This is a genomic window from Klebsiella sp. HN106 (assembly GCF_051209435.1).
GTDB classification, from domain to species: Bacteria; Pseudomonadota; Gammaproteobacteria; order Enterobacterales; family Enterobacteriaceae; genus Klebsiella; species Klebsiella oxytoca.
This window is the reverse complement of the sequence record NZ_JBLURD010000022.1, coordinates 12,917-37,829: the sequence shown is the minus strand read 5'-3', so window position 1 is coordinate 37,829 and position 24,913 is coordinate 12,917. Positions and strand designations below refer to the sequence as shown.

General features: G+C 50.3%; 20 protein-coding genes and 1 pseudogene. 17 read left to right on the top strand and 4 right to left on the bottom strand.

The genetic code is table 11. The features are described from left to right. Positions 1-281: 281 nt before the first annotated feature. From ACSIPU_RS28065 to ACSIPU_RS28040, 6 genes are all read left to right on the top strand, one after another. Positions 282-1,226, top strand: a complete 945-nt coding sequence (locus ACSIPU_RS28065) for a DUF5417 domain-containing protein (protein WP_000778029.1) — start codon at positions 282-284, stop codon at positions 1,224-1,226. A gap of 95 nt (positions 1,227-1,321) precedes the next feature. Then, the gene (locus tag ACSIPU_RS28060; protein WP_001371889.1) at positions 1,322-1,924 is read left to right on the top strand and encodes a hypothetical protein; all 603 of its coding nucleotides are present in this window, start codon (positions 1,322-1,324) and stop codon (positions 1,922-1,924) included. A gap of 59 nt (positions 1,925-1,983) precedes the next feature. Beyond that, positions 1,984-2,334 carry a hypothetical protein gene (locus tag ACSIPU_RS28055; RefSeq protein ID WP_000743059.1) on the top strand — a complete coding sequence of 117 codons (351 nt, stop codon included), beginning with the start codon at positions 1,984-1,986 and terminating at the stop codon, positions 2,332-2,334. A gap of 46 nt (positions 2,335-2,380) precedes the next feature. After that, the gene (locus ACSIPU_RS28050; protein WP_001015183.1) at positions 2,381-2,584 is read left to right on the top strand and encodes a hypothetical protein; all 204 of its coding nucleotides are present in this window, start codon (positions 2,381-2,383) and stop codon (positions 2,582-2,584) included. A gap of 281 nt (positions 2,585-2,865) precedes the next feature. Further along, positions 2,866-3,186 carry a hypothetical protein gene (locus tag ACSIPU_RS28045; RefSeq protein ID WP_000332796.1) on the top strand — a complete coding sequence of 107 codons (321 nt, stop codon included), beginning with the start codon at positions 2,866-2,868 and terminating at the stop codon, positions 3,184-3,186. 651 nt (positions 3,187-3,837) lie between these two features. After that, positions 3,838-4,950, top strand: a complete 1,113-nt coding sequence (locus ACSIPU_RS28040; RefSeq protein ID WP_001615628.1) for an IS4-like element IS421 family transposase — start codon at positions 3,838-3,840, stop codon at positions 4,948-4,950. A gap of 193 nt (positions 4,951-5,143) precedes the next feature. On the opposite strand, the gene ACSIPU_RS28035 is transcribed toward ACSIPU_RS28040, so the two are convergent. Next, positions 5,144-5,302 (bottom strand): type I toxin-antitoxin system Hok family toxin, encoded by a 159-nt coding sequence (locus ACSIPU_RS28035; RefSeq protein ID WP_001447866.1) that lies wholly within the window; start codon positions 5,300-5,302, stop codon positions 5,144-5,146. 185 nt (positions 5,303-5,487) lie between these two features. On the opposite strand from ACSIPU_RS28035, the gene ACSIPU_RS28030 reads away from it, so the two are divergent. From ACSIPU_RS28030 to ACSIPU_RS28015, 4 genes are read left to right on the top strand one after another with little or no spacing between them, the layout of a single operon-like run. Beyond that, positions 5,488-6,795 (top strand): site-specific integrase, encoded by a 1,308-nt coding sequence (locus tag ACSIPU_RS28030; RefSeq protein WP_153743522.1) that lies wholly within the window; start codon positions 5,488-5,490, stop codon positions 6,793-6,795. Positions 6,796-6,807: 12 nt separating this feature from the next. Then, a complete protein-coding gene (locus ACSIPU_RS28025; RefSeq protein WP_278319674.1) occupies positions 6,808-8,334 on the top strand; it encodes a hypothetical protein in 1,527 nt (508 codons plus the stop codon). Further along, positions 8,331-10,790 carry a hypothetical protein gene (locus ACSIPU_RS28020; RefSeq protein WP_153743520.1) on the top strand — a complete coding sequence of 820 codons (2,460 nt, stop codon included), beginning with the start codon at positions 8,331-8,333 and terminating at the stop codon, positions 10,788-10,790. The genes ACSIPU_RS28025 and ACSIPU_RS28020 overlap by 4 nt, the downstream gene beginning before the upstream one ends. Next, entirely contained in the window at positions 10,783-11,244 is a 462-nt protein-coding gene (locus tag ACSIPU_RS28015; protein ID WP_153743519.1) for a hypothetical protein, read from the top strand. Before ACSIPU_RS28020 ends, ACSIPU_RS28015 begins: the two co-directional genes overlap by 8 nt. A 100-nt stretch (positions 11,245-11,344) precedes the next feature. Here the strand turns inward: ACSIPU_RS28015 and parS are convergent. After that, positions 11,345-11,795, bottom strand: a pseudogene (gene parS / locus ACSIPU_RS28010) (type II RES/Xre toxin-antitoxin system antitoxin). A 366-nt stretch (positions 11,796-12,161) separates the two neighbouring features. Between parS and ACSIPU_RS28005 the strand changes: the two are divergent. The 3 genes from ACSIPU_RS28005 to ACSIPU_RS27995 all read left to right on the top strand — a co-directional run bounded on the left by ACSIPU_RS28005 (position 12,162) and on the right by ACSIPU_RS27995 (position 21,481). Further along, on the top strand, positions 12,162-12,503 hold the full coding sequence (locus tag ACSIPU_RS28005) for a cold shock domain-containing protein (RefSeq protein WP_153743518.1): 342 nt from the start codon (positions 12,162-12,164) through the stop codon (positions 12,501-12,503). Positions 12,504-12,578: 75 nt separating this feature from the next. Then, positions 12,579-12,743, top strand: a complete 165-nt coding sequence (locus ACSIPU_RS28000) for a YnfU family zinc-binding protein (RefSeq protein WP_323744695.1) — start codon at positions 12,579-12,581, stop codon at positions 12,741-12,743. 155 nt (positions 12,744-12,898) lie between these two features. Next, the gene (locus ACSIPU_RS27995; RefSeq protein ID WP_278319677.1) at positions 12,899-21,481 is read left to right on the top strand and encodes a GH36-type glycosyl hydrolase domain-containing protein; all 8,583 of its coding nucleotides are present in this window, start codon (positions 12,899-12,901) and stop codon (positions 21,479-21,481) included. A gap of 19 nt (positions 21,482-21,500) precedes the next feature. Here ACSIPU_RS27995 and ACSIPU_RS27990 read toward each other — a convergent pair whose 3' ends face one another. Beyond that, positions 21,501-21,734, bottom strand: a complete 234-nt coding sequence (locus tag ACSIPU_RS27990; protein WP_004132711.1) for a hypothetical protein — start codon at positions 21,732-21,734, stop codon at positions 21,501-21,503. A 155-nt stretch (positions 21,735-21,889) separates the two neighbouring features. On the opposite strand from ACSIPU_RS27990, the gene ACSIPU_RS27985 reads away from it, so the two are divergent. From ACSIPU_RS27985 to lpxP, 3 genes are all read left to right on the top strand, one after another. Next, entirely contained in the window at positions 21,890-22,066 is a 177-nt protein-coding gene (locus ACSIPU_RS27985; protein ID WP_220129636.1) for a YnfU family zinc-binding protein, read from the top strand. Between the two features lie 79 nt (positions 22,067-22,145). Next, positions 22,146-22,418 carry a hypothetical protein gene (locus ACSIPU_RS27980; protein WP_181518265.1) on the top strand — a complete coding sequence of 91 codons (273 nt, stop codon included), beginning with the start codon at positions 22,146-22,148 and terminating at the stop codon, positions 22,416-22,418. Between the two features lie 204 nt (positions 22,419-22,622). Next, positions 22,623-23,531 carry a kdo(2)-lipid IV(A) palmitoleoyltransferase gene (gene lpxP, locus ACSIPU_RS27975; protein ID WP_153743514.1) on the top strand — a complete coding sequence of 303 codons (909 nt, stop codon included), beginning with the start codon at positions 22,623-22,625 and terminating at the stop codon, positions 23,529-23,531. A gap of 243 nt (positions 23,532-23,774) precedes the next feature. On the opposite strand, the gene arsH is transcribed toward lpxP, so the two are convergent. Continuing rightward, positions 23,775-24,473 carry an arsenical resistance protein ArsH gene (arsH, locus tag ACSIPU_RS27970; protein WP_153743513.1) on the bottom strand — a complete coding sequence of 233 codons (699 nt, stop codon included), beginning with the start codon at positions 24,471-24,473 and terminating at the stop codon, positions 23,775-23,777. Between the two features lie 85 nt (positions 24,474-24,558). Between arsH and ACSIPU_RS27965 the strand changes: the two genes are divergently transcribed. Continuing rightward, entirely contained in the window at positions 24,559-24,879 is a 321-nt protein-coding gene (locus tag ACSIPU_RS27965; RefSeq protein WP_153743512.1) for a transcriptional regulator, read from the top strand. The last annotated feature ends 34 nt before the right edge of the window (positions 24,880-24,913 follow it).

Here is a 24,913-nt window from a genome sequence, read left to right as displayed (position 1 = left end):
CAGGTCTTTCGCTACCGCTGCACGATGATTCTGTCAGGCATTCTGCGCCCTCCTTGGCTGTACATCTTGAAACAAGCGGTGGGATGTTCCCTTCCCCCTGCTCACCGCAGAATAATTGGCAAGTCCCGACGGTCGTTCCGTACGAGCCGGGTCCAAATAATGAATAAATACAACGCCACTTCAATTGTATTGACAATAGAAGTTAGGAGGATCATAGTGTCATTCATGGTGCGGCTTTCGCACCACCGCCCCGGCGGTACCGGGCAGAACTGGAGTACCTCATGAAACTTTCCCGTCAGACGACTTCTGATACTTCTGTTGATGGCCGTTCACGCGCATATGCCTGGGGCCGTGTCCATTATTTCATTATCGAACATGCACCAATGGCTGAGCTGGTCGCTATTGACGAGCTGCTGGAAAAAGCTGGCTGGAGCAATGACGGCTGTCCGAACTATGAGAAAGATGACGAGTTTGGTAATGCTGGTTACAGCTGTGGTTACTGGATCGATATTGACAGCGTGGGAAGCTTCAAGGCTGACTACAAACGTCTTAAGGGTGAGATTAGTGCGCATATCGCCTCAAAGGCGGCAGAGGTGGAGATCCGCGTACTGGACTCGATGTCCGACAAAGAATGTAAAGATGTTGCCTCGGTGGCATGTACTGTTCGCCGTGACTTACGTACGCAGTCCGAATCGCTTCATTCACTGCGTACTATCGTAACGGTTGATCATTACAATCCCTATGTGATCACCAGCCGCCCGCTGAGCATTTCCGCCTGGACACTTATCCACGACTGTCTGAAAACCGGCACCATCAATGACGTCTGTTCACGGTTGAGTTCATTAATCCTGCACTCTGAAGCCGCGATTGCCCGTTGTAAGGGAAGCTCCGACTACTCTTCGGAACACGCTCAGCTATCGTTTTTTGCTGGTAACGACTATGTCACCAGACGCACCCTTGTTGATGCAGCTCACGAAGAGGCTCTGCGAATGAACCGCCGCTTTGATGAACGTATTGCAATGAACGCGGATTCTGATGCCAGAAGGCTCCAGTGCGAATTCAACCTGAGCAACCATGTCGTACAGCGTCGGACCGTTGAATCTGCTCATATCCAGGCAATCAACGAAGACGTCACCCGTTCACAGGCGGAACCACGCTGCCCTGGAAAGCTTCTTCTGAAAATGACCAGTCATGAGGAAGTGCGGGACTCACTGAGCACCTGTTAGTCCAGCGACACCCCCTGCGGCTCTACTACCGGGCCGCAGTCTGCTCCGGCCAGATGGTGCCAGTGGCGTAATGAATTTGTTTAATAAGGCTGAGTATGATGAATAAAGAACAACTAATCGACAAACTGGAACGCGTGGTATGTGGTCAGTACTCCTACGAAATGCAGGAGCTTGCGTATTCGGCCCTCTGCTGCATTAAAGGCACCCCGGACGACTGCGCTAAGTTCCCTGTTACGCGTCCGCTGCCTGACACCTTAGTGGACGTATGGGACGAGATCGGGCAATACCTTGGCACAGGCAAAGCCATTGAAACTCGCAGTTGCGGCGTTTCGCTTCTGCTTCATGGACACTGCTACGATTCAAATCATGTGCTGTACTGGCGCAATGCTGGCGCACTTCCAGCAGCTTGCGATACGCCACTGGCTGGTGGGTCTCGCAAACTGTTCACCTGCTCAGCCTGTGGAGTGGACGGTCTGGATGAACCACCTGAAACCAGTTGCCACTGCTGCACAGAGGGGGCCCACTGGATTGAGAGCAGGCTCTTCACCTCCGGGCAGGCAGACCCTGAAGAATTTAGACCCGTGGCGGTCGTGAAAGAGTGTGCAGGCTCAACGCCGGATGATCGGCTCATCTGGAGCGTGATTGAACAGCTCAACGGCGAACTGGCGGAAGGCGATAAACTATTTAAGCGACGCTGACAGATCACGTCAGCATTTATATCAGACGAACTCCAGAATAATTTAAAGCAACCATGAACATGAAAAAGCCCAAAGCTGCATTACAGAATGCCATGAAAGAAGATGTGCCAGCTGTGACACAGATTCAGATGCGATCTACGGTTTCCAGAAAGGTTCGCTATGTAAAACAGGCAAATCGAGAGGGTCTGAAATTATCTGAGTGGATGTCGCGGCATCTCGACGCTGTCTGTGATACCGCAGATGAGATTCATAAAGGCAAACGCTCAACTCCGGTTGCGCCTGGGAAGATTCCCCCTGAGGTATACCAGGTGATATACGATCAGTGCGGCGGGTTCGTGGAGTGTGATGCTAATGCCCAGGTAATCTGGGAAGCCTGCCGTGATGCCATTCTTAACGGAGACAAAGGGTAAACGGCAGGTATCGCCTGTCATTTTTACCCTTGTGAGGAAAATCCTGATGAACCATGAGAGCCGAACTGTATACCTGAACACGGCCATTGAGGCCCTGTTGAAAGCTGAGGCGGCTCTGAACGAGCTGGCATTAGCCTATGTACTCAAACCAGGTGAAAAGGCAAGCGCATGCCATCCCCGAACCGGTACGCTTTCCACAGCTTCCCAGGTAAGAAAACTTCGCCGTGTTCTAGAAAAAAACAAGTTATGACGGCCCTTATACGCTGGCATAATGTACCGTGCTTCGCTCATCCCAGCAGTATGGGTTTTAAACTCTTCCATTTTTAAGAGTACGGGAAGAGCCTTATTATTGTCGCATACCCTACGGATGCATTGCAGTTCAAACCGCTGTTCGGTGCAATTATTGCTGTATCCGGCGGATTTGAAAATGACAGAAATAGTGATGTAAAGCTCCGCCATTAAAGAAATGCCCCGTAGTTTGGCGAATCAACTTTCTGAATTATCTCGATGAACACCATTTAAGGAAATCGAATGTGTGATTTTTGCAGGGCTGACGAAAATTACTTTCATATGGCAGAATGCGTGTATGACCAACTGGTTAAAGAGTATCCCGTAATGTGGCTGCGGGATTCAACCCGGATCGGGGCCTGCTACCTCTGTCGAGAACTGCTGTCGCCGGAGGGGATGGTCCTGGCGATGCAGAGCGCTTTCCCTGCGAAGGGATGGCGGCTGCGTATTTGGTACAATGAAACCATTGACGAAGAGATAGAACCGCAGCGTGGAGACTGTATTGAGCTGTCCTCCAGGGCGGACGCTCTGCTGTCCTTCATGTCGTTCCAGGAAAAGGTTTAGCGCTGCGGCCCCCCTCACAAAAAGGCGCTTTCCGCGACAAATCTGGTACGACCGGACAACGTTGAGTCAATTCTTGCTTCCCCGCAGAAGAATCCCTATGAAGTAAAGTAGAGGTAGGCATTACGCCCACCAGCAAACCTGATAACTGTTCTTTGCGTAACATCCTCAAACTTCTGGTGCCTTCGTAGACTGCGATGCGAATGCCCATGAGCTGAATTCACCGTATCATTTGACCGGATGCAGCGAGAACAGAAATGACAATGTTTGAACGATTTGCCAGACGGCCATAAAACTCTACTGGGTACAGAATAAGGACTGACCGCAATGGCTACGTTCTATGAGCTACCGACCAGTGAGAAGTCCATTGTTTCCGGTACGTGCCCGGACGAGCACCGGTGAAATTTTTCCCGACTGGATTACGCTAAGGCTTTTGAACGGTTTGCGTGAAGTGGGACTCTTTGGGTCTGGTTCTTGATTTATACAAAAGGCTATATGCCACAAGACGGGAGGAAAAAAGGGTTTCCCCGACTGGAGAAACCCTTTCAAAAGGTGCCGATGGCATACTAATCCACACCCCGAAAAGAGGGGGTTGCCCCCATAAGCGCTAACTTAAGGGTTGTGGTATTACGACTGATATGATTTAACGTGCCGATGAATTACTCTCACGATAACTGGTCAGCAATTCTGGCCCATATTGGTAAGCCCGAAGAACTGGATACTTCGGCACGTAATGCCGGGGCTCTAACCCGCCGCCGCGAAATTCGTGATGCTGCAACTCTGCTACGTCTGGGGCTGGCTTACGGCCCCGGGGGGATGTCATTACGTGAAGTCACTGCATGGGCTCAGCTCCATGACGTTGCAACATTATCTGACGTGGCTCTCCTGAAGCGGCTGCGGAATGCCGCCGACTGGTTTGGCATACTTGCCGCACAAACACTTGCTGTACGCGCCGCAGTTACGGGTTGTACAAGCGGAAAGAGATTGCGTCTTGTCGATGGAACAGCAATCAGTGCGCCCGGGGGCGGCAGCGCTGAATGGCGACTACATATGGGATATGATCCTCATACCTGTCAGTTCACTGATTTTGAGCTAACCGACAGCAGAGACGCTGAACGGCTGGACCGATTTGCGCAAACGGCAGACGAGATACGCATTGCTGACCGGGGATTCGGTTCGCGTCCCGAATGTATCCGCTCACTTGCTTTTGGAGAAGCTGATTATATCGTCCGGGTTCACTGGCGAGGATTGCGCTGGTTAACTGCAGAAGGAATGCGCTTTGACATGATGGGTTTTCTGCGCGGGCTGGATTGCGGTAAGAACGGTGAAACCACTGTAATGATAGGCAATTCAGGTAATAAAAAAGCCGGAGCTCCCTTTCCGGCACGTCTCATTGCCGTATCACTTCCTCCCGAAAAAGCATTAATCAGTAAAACCCGACTGCTCAGCGAGAATCGTCGAAAAGGACGAGTAGTTCAGGCGGAAACGCTGGAAGCAGCGGGCCATTTGCTATTGCTAACATCATTACCGGAAGATGAATATTCAGCAGAGCAAGTGGCTGATTGTTACCGTCTGCGATGGCAAATTGAACTGGCTTTTAAGCGGCTCAAAAGTTTGCTGCACCTGGATGCTTTGCGTGCAAAGGAACCTGAACTCGCGAAAGCGTGGATATTTGCTAATCTACTCGCCGCATTTTTAATTGACGACATAATCCAGCCATCGCTGGATTTCCCCCCCAGAAGTGCCGGATCCGAAAAGAAGAACTAACTCGTTGTGGAGAATAACAAAAATGGTCATCTGGAGCTTACAGGTGGCCATTCGTGGGACAGTATCCCTGACAGCCTACAAAACGCAATTGAAGAACGCGAGGCATCGTCTTAACGAGGCACCGAGGCGTCGCATTCTTCAGATGGTTCAACCCTTAAGTTAGCGCTTATGGGGTTGCCCCCCTCTTTGTCAGCTACTTACCGGATTCGTAGGCCAGGATAGCAGATACCTCCCTTGTTCCGTCTTTCATCCGCAACTCGCAAAGCGAGTTTCGTGTGAGCCAGGTGAATATCAACAGCGTTAAACAAACTATTAATATGCACAAAACAATGGGTTGGTTCGGCATTTTCATGGCCTTCTTCTCCTTGCATTTAAGCAGGCAAGAGGCTACTCTGGATGATGAAATTCTATGCAAAACGTAACAAAATGCTGAGATTCTTATCATAGGGGCATACAGAAAAGACAAGCGTAAAATCGTTTGTCTTTTTTTGTTGGGGCTATAATTTGGTTTCACATTAGATATAAATGGTAATTTATATGCGTCAATTTAGTGCCAAAAGGAACTACCTTCTGCTGCACGACGACGGAACGATTCATTACCCGTTCAGCAAGTATCTCACCGAAGAATTCGACAATCCAAACACTCAGGAATTGGTGAGCCAATCGTTGCGCATTCTGCAACGCTTTTTTGTGGCCAACAAGATCGAGTTGGTCATCCGCATGCTGGAAAAACGCTGCCTGACTTACGACGAGATTAAGCGCCTCTCAGGGCTTTGCTATCGACCGATTGGGGAGATTGAACGGCTTTCCAATGCAGGTGTCGTGTTGATCACCAGTGCCAAAGCATACACTCTACCTGAAAACATGCCCGGTGCACTTGAGGCAAATACGGCTGCAAAGCGCCTCAATCACATCGCCAGCTACCTGAAGTTTTATCGGGAAGTCTTTTTGGATCCGCACATCCAGTCGGATACTTTGCGTGGTGAGTTGGTCACCATTTATGACCAGACGCAGGAAAGATTGAAGCGCGAGATTTCTGGAACCAAGCAGAACCATTACCTGACAATTCAGAGTCTCCCATCTCATCGATTCTTGCAAATTATTCGTGCCGTTGTCCAGATGCCGGAAACGCTGTTTCTGACGGAAGGGGGCAAACCATCAGCTACTCTCCTCCGGAACAGAGCCATGTTTCTGCTTGCATGTGAAGGTTTGCGGCCCGGCGCCCTTGGCAACCTCACCCGTGAAGATTTCCGTCCAAATAGTGGGCACCTGGTCCTCAAGGACAACGCAAAGCAACGATCAGGTCGGATGACAACGGGTAGGCCGGTTCTTAAAGGAGCCGGTAGTAAGAAGGTCACTTATGCCTCTGAGACGATGATCACGCTATGGCCGTTTACCGTCGCAGCCATCACCGACTACCTTGTAAAAGAACGCACCCCAGTCCTTGCTAAACATTTAAAGAACCGGAGCCTAAATTTTCTCTTTCTGAATGAAAAGGGAGAACCCATCAAGCACCGTTCAACACTGACAGATATGTTCAATCGGGTCGGCAAGCGGCTAGCTCAGCTAGGAATGCTGGATGTTGGTAATGATCCTTTTTTCCACCATGAGAAAAAATATAACTTCTACGCTTATGTCTTACGCCATTCCGCAGCTAATCTTTTTATTGAACTGAAGGGTACCAACAGTGGCACATTGGATAAAATGAAAAGCCGATTTGGCTGGACGCTGCATAGCACCCAACCTCAACGCTATGCAGCTCGCGCCTTGAGCGAGCAAGCCAACATGGAACTCAAAGCACTTTACAGTCAATTAATCACCGATGTGCAAAAAAGAAAGGGCTAGGCCATGGGCATAATGCACCAGGTAATCGGTAATACGGTTGTGGAATGGGATGATATTGTTCCGCTTGCGTGGACAATGAGTGAGGCCACTGGCCCAAAGAACGATCCGCGGATACTGACTGAATCGTTCGATCTGAGCGAACTACGGACCGGCTACGAGGACGCCTTCCTCTTCATACTGAAGGACACAATGATCGCGCGTCGAAAGCGGGTCGGGATCTTGACGATAAAAAATGAGGTGGGTCAAATACGAGTTCTGCTACGAAAAGTCCATTTACAACGGGTGGGTAATCCTCGAATCACTCATATTGACCACGCCTTTTTGCTCATCCTGCGAACGATACTTCAGGATGTTTCCGTTCACTACCTCATATCTTTCAAGCAACTGTTTTCCGAAAACCGCGAATCACCGCTGTTTGCCCATGACCTCGTCCCCAGTGATTTTCCGGTAAGGAAACCCGTTAAGGGCCATCAGGGAGTTAAAATTGACGCAATCCTCGCCAAAGCGCTTTCTCGCAATGCGCAAGTAGAAATTCTGCGGCGAAGCGAGGATGCCTACGAGAGCGGTTCCATCGACATAGGGCATTTCGCCTTCTTGCACCTTGCCTTTCACGCATTTTGCAGGCCATCCAGTTATCAACGTTTGACGCTGGCCGATCTGCAAATCGACGTTGATCCTGAAACGCAGGCTAAGACATACTTCCTGTTGGTCATTCCCAAAAAAACAGGCATCAGCGCCAAGTCCCTCCAAAAGATTCCCTACCAGCTCGATAGCATCGTAGGGGAACTGCTCGAAGCACAACGCATTCAGGTTATTAAGACCTGGGGGCATCAGGTGACCAACGAAGAAATAGGTCAATTAGCGCTGTTCCCTGCACGTGGGATTGGGCCAAACGGACAATGGATAGCAAACCATGCCCGGGCACATTTTGGAGAAACAGATTACTTCACTTTCAGACGTGGCTACCTCGATCCGATCCTAAAATTACAGAAATCGATCACCTTCGACTTCAACGGGCTGCGACATACGGTTGGAACACAGCTCGCCGTGGCTGGTTGCTCGGCTACAACCATTGCCGCAGTACTCAGGCATGCTTCCCAGATTACCTGTCAGAAATATGTCGATGTAGCCTTTCAGGGTCTGATCGACGTACTGAGTGAGGCGATGGAACCAGCCTTTGAAACTCACTTCCCGCAATTTCGCTCGAAAAATGATCCGGTTCCCCCGGAAAAGGCTATCAACAGCATCGAACTGGGGACTGGACGTCATGAACTCGCTGGCGAATGTGGCAAGACCAGCGCATGCCAGTACGCCCCAATTGCCTGTTACTCCTGTATCCGCTTCACGCCCTGCTTCGATGCCGACCACAGCATCAACCTGCGTCTGGTCGAGTCCGAGATTATCAAATACGAAAGCGGCAACCTGCCTTTTCGCGAGCTTACTGTGCAGTTCAAGGAATCCCGACGCTACATCATGCTGGTTGTGGCGGCGGCCAATCGGTATCAACATATCCTCTCTTTACAGGAAACTTCTCCATGAACAGGCTCGTTGACCTTGACCGTTTCAAGTGTGAACTGGCGCTAAAGAAATGGCAGGCCGATTGCAGAAAGCGAATGGCGCAGCGGTATCCTACTATTGCGTTTGACGCTGACTACTGGCACCTGAAAGGAGTCACTGTCATGGACTCGCGTGATTTTTCCTTTACCCCGGCTCTGCTCGCTTTCGCCGATAAACACCCTAGTTATTCAGAGGTTTTGCGTTGTCTTGTTGCAGAAACCGTACTTGGTGAGAAGATCAAGGATATAAGAGATTACGTTCGTAGGTTACGTCTGATTCGGTTAGCCTCTTCAGACAGTTTGTTTGACCTCGATCATGCAGCTTTGCGAACCATCGAAACAACCGCACTCCAAAGAGCCCGAAATAATCCAGGCTCTGCCCAAAGGACATTGGTATCGCTTGGTCAACTCGACCGAATTCTTGACGTGCTCGCGACTAAAGGCGTCATACCGCGCATGCGATATCGCATGCAGCCGGAAACTCGGCAGGAGTTGAACGTGTTGCGAACATTCTATGTGACGCAATCGCGACAGGCCAAAGCCGCAGCACTCGACAGGATGATCGAAGCGCTCAATGAAGCTTTCAACGCACTGTTTGCTAAAGACCCACGTCTTTCTGCTGGGGATCGGGTCGCCCTTGCAACGATGGGACTGGAGCTGTGTGCCCCATCTCGCATAAATGAAATACTTTGCCTTTGCGTTGACGATTATGTGAGCGTCGACGATTACGCGCAACGTGTGGCGAATAAAGAAGTCGACACAGTGCACGCGGCTCACCAAATGTTACTCGTCACCATGAAGGGTAGCAAAGGGACACAATGGAACGCCAAACCCGTGCTTAACTTTATGATCAAGCTTTTCCACTATTGTCTGAAGGTTATTCTGGAGCATGGTAAGCGTTCCCGTATGCTCGTCGAATGGTACAAGCACTACCCTTACCAACTCTACCTGCCTCCCGAACTTGAACATCTGCGCTACACAAATCTTACGGCACGCTCGCTCTCTTATATTATTGGTTTATCGACTCAGGATGGCGATTCGTCACAATACATGGCTAAGCATTTGATGGCAGAACTTGGTAAAAAGTGCTTCAAAGTACCGAATCCGGATCCCATAACAAAATACGGAACTTCGGCAGCAATGGAAGAAGTCGATTCCGTTCGCTGGGACGACATTGAGCCGATTCTGCTAAGCAAGGTCTACAAAGCATTGGAGAATTGCCGCATCGTAACATCCTCAAACCACTACAAAGGTGATTTGGCGAAAATGCTATTCCTCTTTGATCATGATGCAGCTCTCTATATACCAAGTGCGATTAAATACGACTTTCTCAAGCGCCGATTGAAACAAACAGCAGCAGAACGGCTGCATGTAAAGCAGCCAACCCTCTTCGAAAAACTCGGTATCACAATGCCCATAAATGGGGTCACACAGATTGCGGAGATCAATGCCCATGATCCGCGCCGCTGGTTAACAACCATGGCCCTGACCTACGGCGAAAAACTCTCCAACGTGCTAATCAATAAGTGGGCCAACCGACTTAGTGTTGCACAACTATGGCATTATGACTTCCGCTCAGTTGAAACCAATGCAACAGCAGGTACTATTCCCGTCCCTCTGGAGTTGACGGAACTATCAAAAGGGTTGATGTCCTGCCGTCAGTTGGAAGACAAGTATGGGCCCCGGATCGATATTGTTACCGTTCACGATGCAGGGATAAGCGGGACTACCCTAGACGCCATATCAGCGGCTACTGAAGACCGGCCTATAGCGAGGACGGGTGAACAGATAATCATAATTTATCCTACATGGTATGGATTCTGCTCTCATCAGCACCATGAGAAGCCTTGTCGCGCCTATACTTCTTGTCTGCCCTGCAATAATAGCCATCTGGTCAAGGGCCATCGGCCTACCAATGACCGGACGCGGGCTCGATCAAGTGAGTTGCACTCTGCCATTCTGAACATCGTGGAACAAACAATAATTATTCATAATCGCGAGATTGCAGACGATCAGGAAACCCTTGCCCAGCATGTTTACCATCTGGTCGAGCGTGGGCTGACCCCATCGCAAATGACGGATGAACTGATAGCGCGCTTCCATGAGATCAAGCACCTCATTAAGGATACCGTGCTTAAAAACATGCTCCACGAAGCATTCGTGGCAACAGGTTTTGTTGAGAAGCTGGACAATCCAATGTACATCAATGGTGCCTTGATGAAGTACCACAACCCAACGCATCATGCTGCTCCTGGAGTGGAGCGGGCGTTGGATGCCTACGGGGGACATGAACGTATCGAGAAGGAACGACTAGCCATGCTCGAGAAGTACCCGCAGTTTGCTCCGGCAACACGAGGCCTGAAGGATCAACGAGCCCTGTTCGCCTCTGGTGATGATAACAACGAACGAGATGGTAGTGAGGACATTGCAGATGAGTGAATCTACCGGCAAGCTGGGGCGTAAGGAGATCCTGACTGAGGAGTTGGCACGAAAGATTGCCAGAATGGTCTCACTATTCCCGGATTCCCAGATACCGGTCACATGGGAAAATGTCATGACCCACTCGAAGAAAAAGTATGGTCATGCGTTCAATCGGCAGATGCTCAGCCAGAAGAAATGGCACGGGCGCAAGCTCATTTCCGAGGCTTTTAGTGAGGCCAAGAACATCCAGCGCCGTATGCACAACGATACAGCCCCGAAATACAAGACAGCGGCACGCTCCGTCCTTCAAAAAAAGATAGGTGAGCTGGAAGCAAAAAATCTGGCACTTCGCGAAGAACTGGAAATGGTCAGATCGCAACAGGTCGATAAATTGGATGCCTTTCTGAATACCACAAGCAAGGAGATCGACCTGCGCAGACTACTTAACGCGTTTTACGAAGCGAATGAATGAGTGACACTCTGTCAAAGGAGCGTGTAATAATTAGGTAAGGCCCATGATGATTAGGACCAAGCAGGCAGCAGATAGCGATTGTTAGTAAGCTCGTAGATGATCATGAATAATCGCCGTGCTCAATACGGGTAATCAGTCGCATTACTTCCAGCGCCCCGGTTTCTGACGGCATAACATCAGCAGGCTTTTGCCAACTGAGGGTCCGGTTTTTTTCATTCAGCCATTTATTCACGGCTTCTCTGTCTCCTTCAAACAGTTCAATGGCCCAGGACAATACCCGAATGACGCGAACAATCCGCTCGCTCTGAACGGTCGTAAACCGATCCTTAATGCTGCGGTTAAACGTGGTGTTAGGGATGCCCGACATTTTACACAGTTCACTTGGCGGAATTTTTGTCCAAGCAGAAAAAAGCTTTGCGACATCGCCTTATAGACCTTGGTCTGATTTTACCCATCAGCGCGATGCCATCCTGAGCCCCAAGTCCGACGACGCTCCAGAGGTCGCTAGGCTGAGTGCGAGGAACTGAGGGGGAAAACACCTTCATAGTCATAGATAGCCCTCCATTTGATTATCTGATTATACAATATGGAACAACACTGGCGAAATATTTACCAGAGAAGGAAGGGTGCAAAAGTTAAAGGGACTTCCCCACAAAGAGAAAACCTTTTAGAAAAGTGTCAACGCCAAGCTGGAAAAGCACTTTCAATGCGAGACAGAGATATCCTGTGAACTGCTTTGTGGTCTTATGGTAGCTCGGTGCCAGGAGCGGACATTGCTAGCAGCCCAACTCATCAATATATTAAGTTACATATTGGTTAAGTATAAATGTGGGTAAGTGGAAATAGTCTAAGTAGTGGGGCTAATGATGAGTAAGTAATGCCATTACCCCGAAAGACAAGAGCAATATGGTAGGGTGATGAAAAAAAGGATATGCCTAAAGGCTTATCCTTATAATTGGCATAATAAATTACTTCATTTCGGGATAATAAGTATATCCTTCGACACCACCGCCATAATAGGTCGCCGGATCGGCATTGTTCAGTGGAGCCCCTATTTTAATACGGCTGGTGAAGTCCGTTATGACATTCTTAGTGTTAAAGGTCTCATCATCCCTTCTGAGAGTCGAAAAGACGTTCAGCTTCACATTTCAGTTGTTAACTCCCGCAAATCAGAATTACTCATCACAGGAAGTCGCATTGAATTTTGTCGGATGAACCGTCTCAGGGGACCAGTGGCTGAGAACATCTACCTTTTCTGAATTTCAGTGCTTCAAAACAAATAGATTAAAACTTAACCTCATGTGATATGGTGAGGCTCATTCATTGAAAGGTTAATGATTATGTCTATTATCAATTACGCAATGAAACTTTTCAGCGGTGCGTCTACCGCCACCTGCCCCGTTTGTGGCTTAAAATCAGCTCAACCCTTGTCAAAAATCCGGCGCAATCAGGCCATGCTTTGCCCCGGCTGTAAGGCTCTGTTTATCTCCCGACGCTAGTCCCAACCAAAACAGCACTCAGAGCCCATGATCTATACTTAAGTCAAATTTCGGCGGCTGCTAAATCCCTGATGCCTTACGCCCATCCTGAGAGAACGTTTCTGAACTGATTTCGCAACTGCTCCTGCGCGCTAACGTTGCATCAGAGCAATGCTATGAAAATGAACCCCAGAGCGTGGTTTAACCGCTCCCATATCCCGATGAATGCTGCCGAATACGTAACGTTATCGGCGAACGATCCTGCAAGCGAAAGCACTCCGCGGTCTGAACTCTTTTCGACCGTCCAGATGGAACGCTACGGCCAGAAGCTGGCGCGGACTCATAAAGTATCGCCGGATAAACATCCTTATTATCTTCTGAAAAGGCTTGGCGACAATGAGGACGTCATCACCCAAAACTGCTATGAGCTTAACGCGGGTAAAAAGACCAGTATCATGCCCGCCGGGGAGTGGTTGCTGGACAATTATTATCTTATTGAGGAACAAATCCGCACCGTCCGCCAGCACTTGCCGAAAAGTTTTGGAAAAGGTCTTCCGTCGCTGATATCGCCGCTTGATTGCCCACGAATTTATCATATCGCATCAGAGGCCATTGCTCACGGCGATGGCCGTTGGGATGCTGCCAGCCTGACCAGCTATCTTACAGCCTATCAACAGGTGACACCGCTGACGCTAGGTGAAGTCTGGGCGTTACCGGGAATGATGCGCCTGGCGCTGATTGAAAATCTTCGTCGTATCAGCATGGAAGTGATAAAAGCCCAGCAGGACAGAAACCTTGCCGATACGTGGATAACCAGGATTTTCGAATGTGCAAAGAGTGCACCTGGTGATTTAATCATGGTGGTTGCTGATATGGCGCGCTCCCGCCCCCCGTTAACCAGTGCGTTTGTCGCAGAGCTGGTGCGGCGCCTGCAGGGGCATGGCAACGCGCTGTCGTTACCTCTGACCTGGGTTGATCAGTGCCTTCGGGAACAGGGGAGCACCACCGACGTTCTCATACATAGTTTCAATCAACAGCTTGCCGCCAGCCAGCTGTCTGTCAGTAACAGCATCGCAGGTCTGCGATTACTGGGTGAAACAGACTGGGCTGATTTCACCGAAACGATAAGTGTCGTCGAACAGGCATTAAGCAATGATCCTGCCGGTATCTATCCCCGGATGCACTTCAATACCCGGGATCATTACCGGCACGTAGTTGAGGTCCTGGCCAGAGACAGTGGTCTCAGCGAGCCGGAGGTTGCTGACAGAGTGCTGGCGCTTTCAGAGGAAAAAGCGCCCAATACACCGGAACATCATGTTGGTTATTATCTCGCGGGTGAAGGTCGACAGGCGCTGGAAATTCATCTCCAGGCAGACACTTCAAGGCTCATACACTTGCGACACAGTTTCAACAGAATAACCCTGCTGTCATGGCTTGGAAGCCTGGCGTTGTTGACCACCGCAACGACCGCGACAATATTGCACGAAACTGCCATGCAGGGCGCAGACTGGCTGTTAATCGCAGTGATGTTGCCTCTGATTATCGCTTTAACTCAGTTAATGAGTGATTTACTCAGTGACGCAACCACCCGTTTTCACGTTCCTCGCCCCTTGCCGGGGATGGATTTTTCAACCGGCATTCCCGCTGACAGCGCCACCATGTTAGTCATCCCCTGCATGTTGACCAGCCACGAAAGTTTCAGCCAGCTCCTCTCCAGTCTTGAAGTCTGCTGGTTGGGGAATGAAAACGAAAATCTTAGGTTCGCGCTGCTCACTGATTTTGCAGATTCTGAAAATGAACCCTCGCCGGAAAGTCACGAGCTGCTCAGGCAGGCTGTCGCTGATACGCAGGCGCTGAATCGGCGCTACCCCTCCGGTCGACCACGTTTTTATCTGTTACACCGCCAGCCTCAATGGAACCCCGAGGAAGGAATGTGGATGGGCTATGAACGCAAGCGGGGAAAACTGGCGTTGCTGAACAGCTGGTTGCGCCATCCGGGAACGCAATTCGTCAGCGTTGCCGATATGCCGGCACACCTTTTACCGGGTCACATTAAATACGTCATTACCCTGGACAGTGATACGATGCTGCCGCGCGATACGGCACATAAACTGGTTGCGGCGATGGCGCATCCGCTGAATACGCCAGAGTATGATCCGCTACGCCAGAGGGTTGTCAAAGGATTCGGTATTCTGCAACCCGGTCTCGCGGAGGAGATACCACGCAACGGTCAGGGGCGTTACGCAGCCCTGCGCAGCAGCATACCGGGTAACAACCCCTATTCGATGATGTCTTCGGATATCTATCAGGATCTCTTTGGGGAAGGATCGTTCGTGGGCAAAGGGATTTACGATGTTGACATTTTTATGCAGGCAACTGCCAATACCTGCCCGGAAAATCTGGTTCTCAGCCATGATCTCCTCGAAGGGTGCTATGCACGATCGGGTCTGCTGAGTGAGGTGTTACTCTACGAACAGTACCCTAATAATTATCTGTCGGATGTTGCACGCCGTTCACGCTGGATCCGGGGTGACTGGCAACTGCTTAACTGGCTGAAACCACGCGTCAGAAAAACCGATGGAACCCATGTCCGGAATCCGCTGACCGCGCTTTCTTACTGGAAATTACTCGATAATCTGCGTCGCAGTCTGGTAGCCCCCTCTTTACTGGTATTGCTGTACCTCACCCTGCTTTGGGTACCCAATCCGGTTTACTGGCTGGGTATACTGTCACTGATTTGGCTGTTGCCAGCCATCCTCTGCATCACCCATGACCTTATCAATAAACCTCTGCGCCGCCGCCTGAAGCCGCATCTGCTACTTGTGGGGGCGGGCGCGCTGAAGCGTCTGTCTGGTATCGGTCTTAATTTTGCGATACTGCCGCACGAAGCCGGATATTCGCTGAAAGCGATCGCCGTGACGCTATGGCGACTGGGGATAAGCAGGCGTCACCTCAGCCAGTGGGTCAGCCACAGCCAGGACAGCAATCAGGCCAGACCCACTGTTGCATGTTTTTATCAGGCGATGTGGCAGAATGTTGCCGGTGGCGTGACGCTGATGATACTGACCGGACAATTTGCCCTCCAACTGATGTGGATGGCGTTGCCGATCGGTTTGTTATGGTGTATGGCACCGCTGCTGATGAGCTGGCTGAGTCGCCAGCACGTGCGTAAGGTGTTTTCGCCAAATAAGGAACAAAAACAGCTTTTACGCCAGACAAGCCGTGAAATCTGGGCTTTTTTTGAAACCTTTGCCACCGCAAAAGAGAACTGGCTTCCGCCTGATAATTATCAGGAAATACCACAACCGACGGTGGCACATCGAACTTCCCCTACCAATATTGGTCTTTCACTTATGGCTAACCTGACGGCATGGGACTTTGGCTACCTGCCAGGCGGAGAGGTACTCCGGCGCGTGTCGCTCACGCTCGACACGCTGGATAAAATGGAGCACTTCCGGGGCCATCTCTACAACTGGTATGACACCCGTACGCTGGTCCCCCTCAGTCCACGCTATATCTCTAGCGTCGACAGCGGTAATATGGCCGGACATTTGTTGACGCTGCGTGCAGGGCTGTCCTCCATGCGTCATCAGCCTGTTTTAAACATCCAAAAGATACTGGCAGGACTGAACGATACGCTGGATATTCTGGAAAAACAGTGGGGTCAGAACCCACCTGACAGTCTGCGACTGTTGCGCAAACAATGCCTGAGCGCGGTGTCACTCTCTCCACAGGCGTTATTCTGTGAACTGAAAAACATGAGCATCCAGTGCAACCATCTGTCCACGTTATGTCATCAGGGGTCACCCCTTCAGATTCGCTGGGCAGGACATCTGGAGAATCAACTGGTTCTGTTCTGCCATGAGTGGTCGTTATTGCTTGGCTGGTTACCTGTATCGTGGAACGAACAGACGCTGCCGACGCTGAGCGAGCTTGCCCGTCCGACATTAACCGGTACAGGAATATCACCGGCGTCAGCGACGGAGCAGGCCCGAATGCGACTCAATATTATCACTGAACTTGAACAGCGGCTGGATGAGCATGCCCGGATGGATTTCGCCTTTCTGTACAGTGAAGCAACCAGTCTGCTCAGCGTCGGTTATAACTGTGACACGAATACGTCTGACAAGAGCCACTACGATCTCCTGCCGTCTGAAATCCGCCTGACCAGTTTTCTTGCCATCGCGACTAATCAGCTACCTCTTAAAAGCTGGTACGCGCTGGGTCGACTGTTTACCACGATTGATAATGAAACTGCCCTGATGTCATGGAGCGGGTCCATGTTTGAATACCTGATGCCGAATCTGGTGATGCCCACCTGGCCCGGCAGCCTGCTTGATGAAATGAGTCAGTCGGCGGTTATGCGCCAGATTCACTGGGGGAAAGAACGCGGGGTACCATGGGGTGTTTCAGAGTCTGGCTATCACGCTTTTGATGTTCAACATAATTATCAGTATCAGGCATTTGGTGTGCCGGGTCTTGGTCTGCGCAGGGGGCTTGCCGATGACATGGTTGTCGCGCCTTACGCCACAATGCTGGCGCTGATGGTATCTCCACAGAGAGCCTGTGAGAACCTGTTCAGGCTGCAAAAAAATGGCGCACACGGCGAATACGGCTTTTATGAAGCGCTGGACTATACCCCCTCACGCCTCGCAACCGGCCAGCTCTATGCGGTGGTACAGTCCTGGATGGCGCATCACCAGGGCATGGCATTTCAGGCACTGGCTCATGTGCTGCTTGACGCCCCCATGACTGAACGATTCATGTCCAGTACGGTATTCCGGTCAGCGAGCCTGCTGTTACAGGACCGCGTGCCGGATGCGGTCGATCTGTACAGTCCGCGCCGTCATTTTGAATCTCATGAAGGCAGAGTCAAACCCGTTCGCTATGAACCCCGTATTTTCTATAGCGTGGATACACCAGCACCTGATATTCAACTCCTGTCCAACGGCCATTATCACCTGATGTTGACCGCGGGTGGCGGTGGTTACAGTCACTGGAACGATATTGCACTAACACGCTGGCGCAGTGATACCACCCGTGATCACTGGGGAGCATTCTGCTACATCCGTGATACACAGACGGGGGATGTTTGGAGCAATACCTGGCAACCGACAGGCAACTCCAGCGGACAAGACGAGGAAGTTTTCTTCACCGATGCAGGGGCTGAATTCCGACGCACCTTCGGAGGACTTAGCGTCAAAACTCAGGTGGTGATCTCCCCGGAGGATGATGTTGAATTGCGACGGCTCACTCTGCTCCATCGTGGTCGCCAGCCCCGCACTCTGGAACTGACAACCTATGCTGAAGTGGTACTGGCACCTGATGCCAGCGATCTGGCACACCCTGCATTCAGCAATCTGTTTATTCAGACTGAGCTGGATCCTGCGCGTGGCGCCATTCTTTGCCACCGGCGCCCGCGCTCTCCGGATGAAGCGAGCCCCTGCCTGTTTCACATGATGGTGGTGCATGGCGATAACCGACATAACGTCTCGTTTGAAACGGACAGGGCAAAATTTCTTGGTCGTGGCAGAAACTCTGCTGATGCCCAGGCAATAGAGGCGGGAGGGACGCTCAGCAACACGTCGGGATCAGTGCTGGATCCGATACTGGCAATTCGCCACGCCATCACTCTACAGCCGGGGCATCCGGTCACGATTGATATCATTTATGGTATCAGCGAGACCCGTCAGCAGAGCCTGGCGCTGCTGGAAAAATATCGCGATTACCCTATTGCCGATCGCGTCTTTGAACTGGCCTGGTCTCACAGTCTGGTGGTATTACGCCAGATGAATGCCAGTGAAGATGATGCAACTTTGTTTAATCGTCTCGCCAGCGCTGTGCTTTACCCTGTCCAGGAGCTACGCGCTGAAGGCCAGGTGATCAGCCGCAATCGGCGTGGTCAGTCCAGTCTGTGGGGCTGGGCAATTTCAGGCGATCTGCCAATAGTGCTGCTCAGTATAACCGGCGAAGAAAGTATCGCCTCAGTGATCACAATGATTCAGGCACACCGTTACTGGCGACAGAAAGGACTGGATGTTGATTTGGTTATCCTGAATAACAGCCCCGGCGGCTACCAGCAGGGATTACAAAATCAGATTATGGAGTTAATTTATGCGGGGTCTGAAGCCAGTCTGCTGGACAAAACGGGCGGGATTTTTGTCCGTAATGGCGAGTATCTCTCCGCAGAAGATAAGTTGCTACTGATGAGCGTGGCCTGTGTTTATCTTGATGATCGCGCAGGGAGTATTAATGAGCAGCTTAACCAGCGTATCCATACTCTGAAATCGCCGGCCATAGCATTCATTCCGCGTGCTGTTCGCGAGCGTAATCAACATACGGACTGGAGCCCCGATATCAGTCAGTTATACTATTTCAATGGGTTCGGTGGATTTTCTCAGGATGGGCGGGAATATCAAATTGTTCTGCGGGAAAATGCGCAGACACCGGCTCCCTGGTCAAACGTACTGGCAAATCCCCGTTTTGGCAGCGTGATTTCAGATGCAGGACAGGCCTATACCTGGTATGAGAATGCCCATGAATACCGATTAACACCCTGGGAAAACGATCCGGTGAGCGATCGCTCTGGCGAGGCGTTTTATCTGCGTGATGAAGAGACAGGGGAAAACTGGTCACCGACAGCGTTGCCTGTTCGCGGACACGGTGATTACCTGACCCGACATGGTTTTGGTTACAGCGTTTTTGCCCACCGTGAGAGTGGTATAGACAGCGAGTTGACGGTCCTGGTTGCCGAAGAGGCGCCAGTTAAACTGGTGCTCCTGACGCTCAGTAACTCTTCGGGACGGACACGTCAACTCTCCGTCACAGGCTATGTGGAGTGGACGCTTGGAGGATCACGAACTCGCTCAGCCCCTCACATTGTGACACATGCGGCCAGAACGCCTGGCGGCTGCGGGGTGCTGGCGAACAACTTTTATGGTGATAATGGTGGCGGCCGAACTGCATTTTTTGCCGTCAGCGGTAATGACTGTTCGCTGACAGGGGACCGCCGGGAGTTTATCGGCCGTAATGGTTCCCTTCACGCACCGTCTGCCATGCAACTGCGCAGACTTTCAGGTAACACGGGCGCCGGTCTGGATCCCTGCGGGGCGGTACAGTCGACGGTAACATTAATTGATGGAGATCAGAGGACGTTTATTTTTATCCTCGGCGCAGGAGAGAATGATGTTTGTGCTCATGAGACGATGGCCCGTTACATGAACGAGGATACAGCCCGCCAGGAGCTGAACCGGATTCATAACCACTGGCACAATGTGCTCGATAAAATCGTGGTCAACACCCCCGACACGTCCGTAAATTTACTGGTTAATGGCTGGCTGTTGTATCAGACAGTCGCCTGTCGCCTCATGGCCCGCAGTGGTTACTATCAGTCTGGCGGTGCATTTGGTTTTCGCGATCAGCTGCAGGATTCACTGGCACTGAGCCATGCTGATCAGAACCGAATGCGTGAACAGATAATACTCTGTGCATCCCGGCAGTTTATCGAGGGGGATGTGCAGCACTGGTGGCACCCGCCACATGGCAACGGTGTCCGTACCCGTTGTTCCGATGACTACCTGTGGCTGCCACTTGCAGTTTGCCACTATGTTGAAACGACGGGGGATATAGATGCTCTGGGAATACGCATTCCTTATCTGGAGGGACGCCCGCTTCAGCCTGGTGAAGAGTCTGTCTATGACACGCCGGTCATCAGCGGTACCGAAGAGACTCTCTGGTTACACTGTGTCAAAGCTATCCGACATGGACTGCTGTTCGGGGAGCATGGCCTGCCGCTGATGGGGGCTGGTGACTGGAATGACGGGATGAACCGGGTGGGTATCGAAGGCAAAGGTGAAAGCGTCTGGCTGGGCTTCTTCCTGTACGATATTTTGCAGCGGTTTGCTGCGCTGGCGGATCGCAGGCTGGACGAAAGTGTCGCCTCGATGTGCCGTTCACAGGCTCTGCGCCTGCAAAGCAATCTCGAAACCCACGCCTGGGATGGTGAATGGTATCGGCGCGGGTATTTTGACGATGGAACTCCCCTGGGGGCGAAAGCCTCACAGGACTGCCGGATTGATGCGATTGCGCAAAGCTGGTCTGTATTGTCCGGGGCCGCGAGCGCGGGGCGGTGTGCAATGGCCATGCAGGCGCTGGATAAGCATCTTGTGGATAACGAAGGGGGGCTGATAAAACTGTTAACGCCTCCTTTCGATGGACACGGTCCAAATCCAGGTTACATACAGGGGTACCTGCCCGGTGTGCGGGAAAACGGAGGGCAGTATACGCATGGCGCCATCTGGGCCGTGATGGCATTTGCCCGGATGGGGAATGCCGAACGTGCCTGGCAACTCTGGTCAATGCTCAACCCTATAAATCATACTCTGAATGCGGGCTCTGTCGGGGTTTATAAAGCTGAGCCTTATGTCATGAGTGCTGATGTCTACAGCGTCGCTCCCCATACCGGACGTGCAGGATGGAGCTGGTATACCGGTTCTGCAGGCTGGGCCTGGCGTTTACTTACCGAGGAATTACTGGGGATAAAACGCACTGGCGCTGACTTTACTATTCATGCCCGGTTACCGGATGCGTGGCCGTCTTTTTCTATTACTTATCAGTATGGCGAAAGCCATTATCAGATTAGTGTCTCACGCGGCGACGCAGAATATCGCGTGACACTGGATGGTGTTCTCCTCTCTGATGACAGAATACCGCTGAAGGATGATGGACAAAACCATACGGTTGAGATCATTCAGAACTGACACTGATCCCGGAGGCGCATTAACGTCTGCCGTTAATGCGCTGATTATCCCTGAGAACATCAATCGCAGTCTGCATGGCTATTTTGTCATCCCGCCTTTTTTGTTTATCCTGCATGACCTGAAGGTATTCCAGCAAGGTGCGGGTATTAATCGGTCGGCCCTGTTTACCCACAGCCAGCACGGCTTCGCCAAGAATAATTTTCACTGGCGGTAGTTGTGCCGGATACCAGTCAAGGGTGTCTTCTGATTTCATCATAAATTTCTCATGGAAGGTTAGTATATCATAAATCAGACGTTTAATTTTCAATATCTCTTCTTCTGGTTCAGTCATAAATCAACATAACTTAAACCAGTTATTATTATATTAAAGCGTATAATAATTATTGTATTCCTCGGAGAGCTTTAATTATGTCTTATACAAAAGGACTCAGGCACTTTAAAGAAAGAGCAGTTCATGTTGCCTGTCCGGTATGCGCACACAGATCTGCTCAGAAAGCAGGAAAACTAAGAAAAGATGCGGTTCTTGAGTGCCCAGTCTGCGGACTGTTGTTCAGACCTTCAGAATGCTGGTGTATCGGCGGCTGATCAACTTCTGCCACTTAACATAAGTGATGTCAGGAAATGACAATATTTCTCCTGTACTGCAGTTGTCGAGGGTATGATAATGAAATCTAAAAAATCTGTTTTTATTGAAGGGCATATCCTGTCGAACAGCTGTCACGGGCAGGCCGGTCAACCTTTTTGTATTCACCGGGTCAGGTTTAGTAATGGTAAATATGCGATTATCCGGGTGGAATCCGGGATATGTTTCAAACCTGGCGAAATTATTCAACGAAACAATTGCGAGTGGTTTTATAAACTTACCAAAATTCGCCTTCTTTCTTTTGAGTACCTTGATGATGATGAATCAAGAAGACAATTTCTTGAATATCAATGATAAATCCATGAATTTATAACAGAATAACCTTGCTGGGTTACAATTCATTCCTGACTCTTTAAATTCTTTACCAGCCATTGCAAAGTTATTTATTTTTTCTGAATTTAGACAAGTTTAAATTGTCTAAAAAAATGTATCGCTAAAGACGAATTGTCTCATTGTTTTCCTTTTACGTTATAACCTTCATTAGCATTAAGGCAATTTATGGCACAGACTTTTACTCATAATTTACTTCATCCCCGCTACTGGCTTACCTGGTCTGGTTTGGGTCTGCTGTGGCTTCTCGTTCAACTTCCTTACCCGGTTTTACATATTCTGGGCTCTGGCCTTGGAAAAATATCCAGACCCTTTCTGAAACGCCGGGAAGGAATTGCGATTAGAAATATCGAACTCTGCTTTCCAGGGATGACACCGTTTGCCCGGAGCCAGATGGTCAATAAAAACTTTGTTTCTCTCGGGCTGGGACTGATGGAAACAGGAATGGCCTGGTTCTGGAGCGATGCGAGAGTCAAAAAATGGTTTGATGTCGAAGGGCTTGAAAACCTGACCAGTGCGACCAGAGGAGTAATGGTTGTCGGGATTCATTTTATGTCCCTTGAATTGTGTGGAAGAGTAATGGGTTTATGCCATCCTATGATGGTAACGTATCGCCCACACAATAATCCATTAATGGAATGGGTACAGACAAAAGGGCGTATGCGTTCAAATAAGGCCATGATTAATAGGCGTAATTTATCTGGTTTTGTTCATGCGCTGAAGGCCGGGGAAGCCGTGTGGTTTGCACCAGATCAGGATTATGGGTCTAAGGGAAGCGTTTTTGCACCTTTTTTCTCGGTAAAAAAAGCAGCCACGACGAACGGAACGTATGCTCTGTCAAAACTCGCTGGTGCACACTTGATCATACTTAGCATGATTCGACGTAGCGATAAAAAAGGTTATCACATGTATATCAGCAATCCGTTGTCAGGCTATCCAGGGGAAGACAAGATCGCCGCAGCGGCTTATATGAACAAGATCATCGAGTGTGAAATTCTCCGTGCCCCTGAGCAATACCTGTGGATGCATCGCAGGTTCAAAACGCGTCCTGAAGGCGAAGTCTCTTTATACAAATGAATTACTCTACTTGTCATGAGCCAGAATCTATCTTTCTTGCCACTGCGTATTTGTAAAAAATGGGATAGGGAATTATTCGATCTGCTTCATGTTAACGATGGCGGAACTGACAGCCAAGGTTAATCAATTGAACCTGTTCGGATTTGAAGGTCCGCTTTTCGCTCACAGCAGATGTCTTACGACTCCGGACATGTCTGCTTCGTGCCAATAGCGGACGTTGTTAAGCTTATGCAAAGAACAACGTTATATTTTGTCCTGATTGACTCGGGATGAAAGCTCCTGATGGCTCTCTTTTCGCTCGCTGTAACGATCTGCAAGATAATCGGTTTGCCCCTTAAGCAGCAGAGTGATTTTAAACAGCTCTTCGGCTACATCGACAATGCGGTCATACCATGACGAAGGTTTCATTCGTCCGTTTTCGTCGAACTCTTGCCATGCCTTGGCTACGGAGGACTGGTTGGGGATCGTAAACATCCGCATCCACCGGCCCAGAATACGCATCTGGTTCACTGCATTGAAGGACTGTGAACCTCCGCAAACCTGCATTACCGCAAGTGTTTTGCCCTGCGAAGGACGAACTGCGCCTTCACTTAATGGTATCCAGTCAATCTGCGCCTTCATAACTGCGCTCATAGCCCCGTGCCGTTCCGGAGAACTCCACACCATCCCGTCACACCATCTGACCAGACCGCGTAGCTCGGTGACTTTAGGATGAGTATCTGGCGCATCATCCGGCAGGGGTAAACCTGAGGGATTAAAGAGTTTTACCTCCGCGCCCATCGCCGCCAGCAGGCGACCAGCTTCTTCCGCAACAAAGCGGCTGTAGGAGCGCTCTCTAACTGAGCCATATAGGATCAGAATTCGTGGCGGCTTTTGCAGGTGCAGGCGCTCGGCTATGTGTTGATCAAAGCATTCACTATTCAGGGCTGGAAATTGTTCCATTTTTCTACTCCGGTGAGATCAGATGATTTCAAATTTAACACATATGATTTATCATATGTATATTCTAAAGAGAACGGAGTGAAAAATGCTACAACCTGTTAAGCTTTTCAAAATCCTGTCGGATGAAACCCGGCTCGCCATCGTCATGATTCTACGGGAGTCAGGAGAACTGTGCGTCTGTGATATCTGTGCAACCATTTCCGAATCGCAGCCCAAAGTCTCGCGACATATGGCTATCCTTCGTGAGGCTGGGCTGGTTCTGGATCGTCGTGAAGGCAAATGGATCCACTATCGTCTGTCCCCCCACATACCGGCATGGGCAGCTGAGACAATCACGACGTCCTGGCAGTGTATGCGGGAGGATGTGCGTGAATGGCTGGATAAAGCAGCCTGCACCTCCTGCTGAGAAAAGAAAACACATTTACATAATCATATATAAC

Excerpts from the sequence above, each read along its gene's own strand:
- ACSIPU_RS28065 (WP_000778029.1), top strand. The coding sequence starts at position 282 with ATGAAACTTTCCCGTCAGACGACTTCTGATACTTCTGTTGATGGCCGT.
- ACSIPU_RS28060 (WP_001371889.1), top strand. The coding sequence starts at position 1,322 with ATGATGAATAAAGAACAACTAATCGACAAACTGGAACGCGTGGTATGT.
- ACSIPU_RS28055 (WP_000743059.1), top strand. The coding sequence starts at position 1,984 with ATGAAAAAGCCCAAAGCTGCATTACAGAATGCCATGAAAGAAGATGTG.
- ACSIPU_RS28050 (WP_001015183.1), top strand. The coding sequence starts at position 2,381 with ATGAACCATGAGAGCCGAACTGTATACCTGAACACGGCCATTGAGGCC.
- ACSIPU_RS28045 (WP_000332796.1), top strand. The coding sequence starts at position 2,866 with ATGTGTGATTTTTGCAGGGCTGACGAAAATTACTTTCATATGGCAGAA.
- ACSIPU_RS28040 (WP_001615628.1), top strand. The coding sequence starts at position 3,838 with ATGAATTACTCTCACGATAACTGGTCAGCAATTCTGGCCCATATTGGT.
- ACSIPU_RS28035 (WP_001447866.1), bottom strand. The coding sequence starts at position 5,302 with ATGAAAATGCCGAACCAACCCATTGTTTTGTGCATATTAATAGTTTGT.
- ACSIPU_RS28030 (WP_153743522.1), top strand. The coding sequence starts at position 5,488 with ATGCGTCAATTTAGTGCCAAAAGGAACTACCTTCTGCTGCACGACGAC.
- ACSIPU_RS28025 (WP_278319674.1), top strand. The coding sequence starts at position 6,808 with ATGCACCAGGTAATCGGTAATACGGTTGTGGAATGGGATGATATTGTT.
- ACSIPU_RS28020 (WP_153743520.1), top strand. The coding sequence starts at position 8,331 with ATGAACAGGCTCGTTGACCTTGACCGTTTCAAGTGTGAACTGGCGCTA.
- ACSIPU_RS28015 (WP_153743519.1), top strand. The coding sequence starts at position 10,783 with ATGAGTGAATCTACCGGCAAGCTGGGGCGTAAGGAGATCCTGACTGAG.
- ACSIPU_RS28005 (WP_153743518.1), top strand. The coding sequence starts at position 12,162 with ATGAAAAAAAGGATATGCCTAAAGGCTTATCCTTATAATTGGCATAAT.
- ACSIPU_RS28000 (WP_323744695.1), top strand. The coding sequence starts at position 12,579 with ATGATTATGTCTATTATCAATTACGCAATGAAACTTTTCAGCGGTGCG.
- ACSIPU_RS27995 (WP_278319677.1), top strand. The coding sequence starts at position 12,899 with ATGAAAATGAACCCCAGAGCGTGGTTTAACCGCTCCCATATCCCGATG.
- ACSIPU_RS27990 (WP_004132711.1), bottom strand. The coding sequence starts at position 21,734 with ATGAAATCAGAAGACACCCTTGACTGGTATCCGGCACAACTACCGCCA.
- ACSIPU_RS27985 (WP_220129636.1), top strand. The coding sequence starts at position 21,890 with ATGTCTTATACAAAAGGACTCAGGCACTTTAAAGAAAGAGCAGTTCAT.
- ACSIPU_RS27980 (WP_181518265.1), top strand. The coding sequence starts at position 22,146 with ATGAAATCTAAAAAATCTGTTTTTATTGAAGGGCATATCCTGTCGAAC.
- lpxP (WP_153743514.1), top strand. The coding sequence starts at position 22,623 with ATGGCACAGACTTTTACTCATAATTTACTTCATCCCCGCTACTGGCTT.
- arsH (WP_153743513.1), bottom strand. The coding sequence starts at position 24,473 with ATGGAACAATTTCCAGCCCTGAATAGTGAATGCTTTGATCAACACATA.
- ACSIPU_RS27965 (WP_153743512.1), top strand. The coding sequence starts at position 24,559 with ATGCTACAACCTGTTAAGCTTTTCAAAATCCTGTCGGATGAAACCCGG.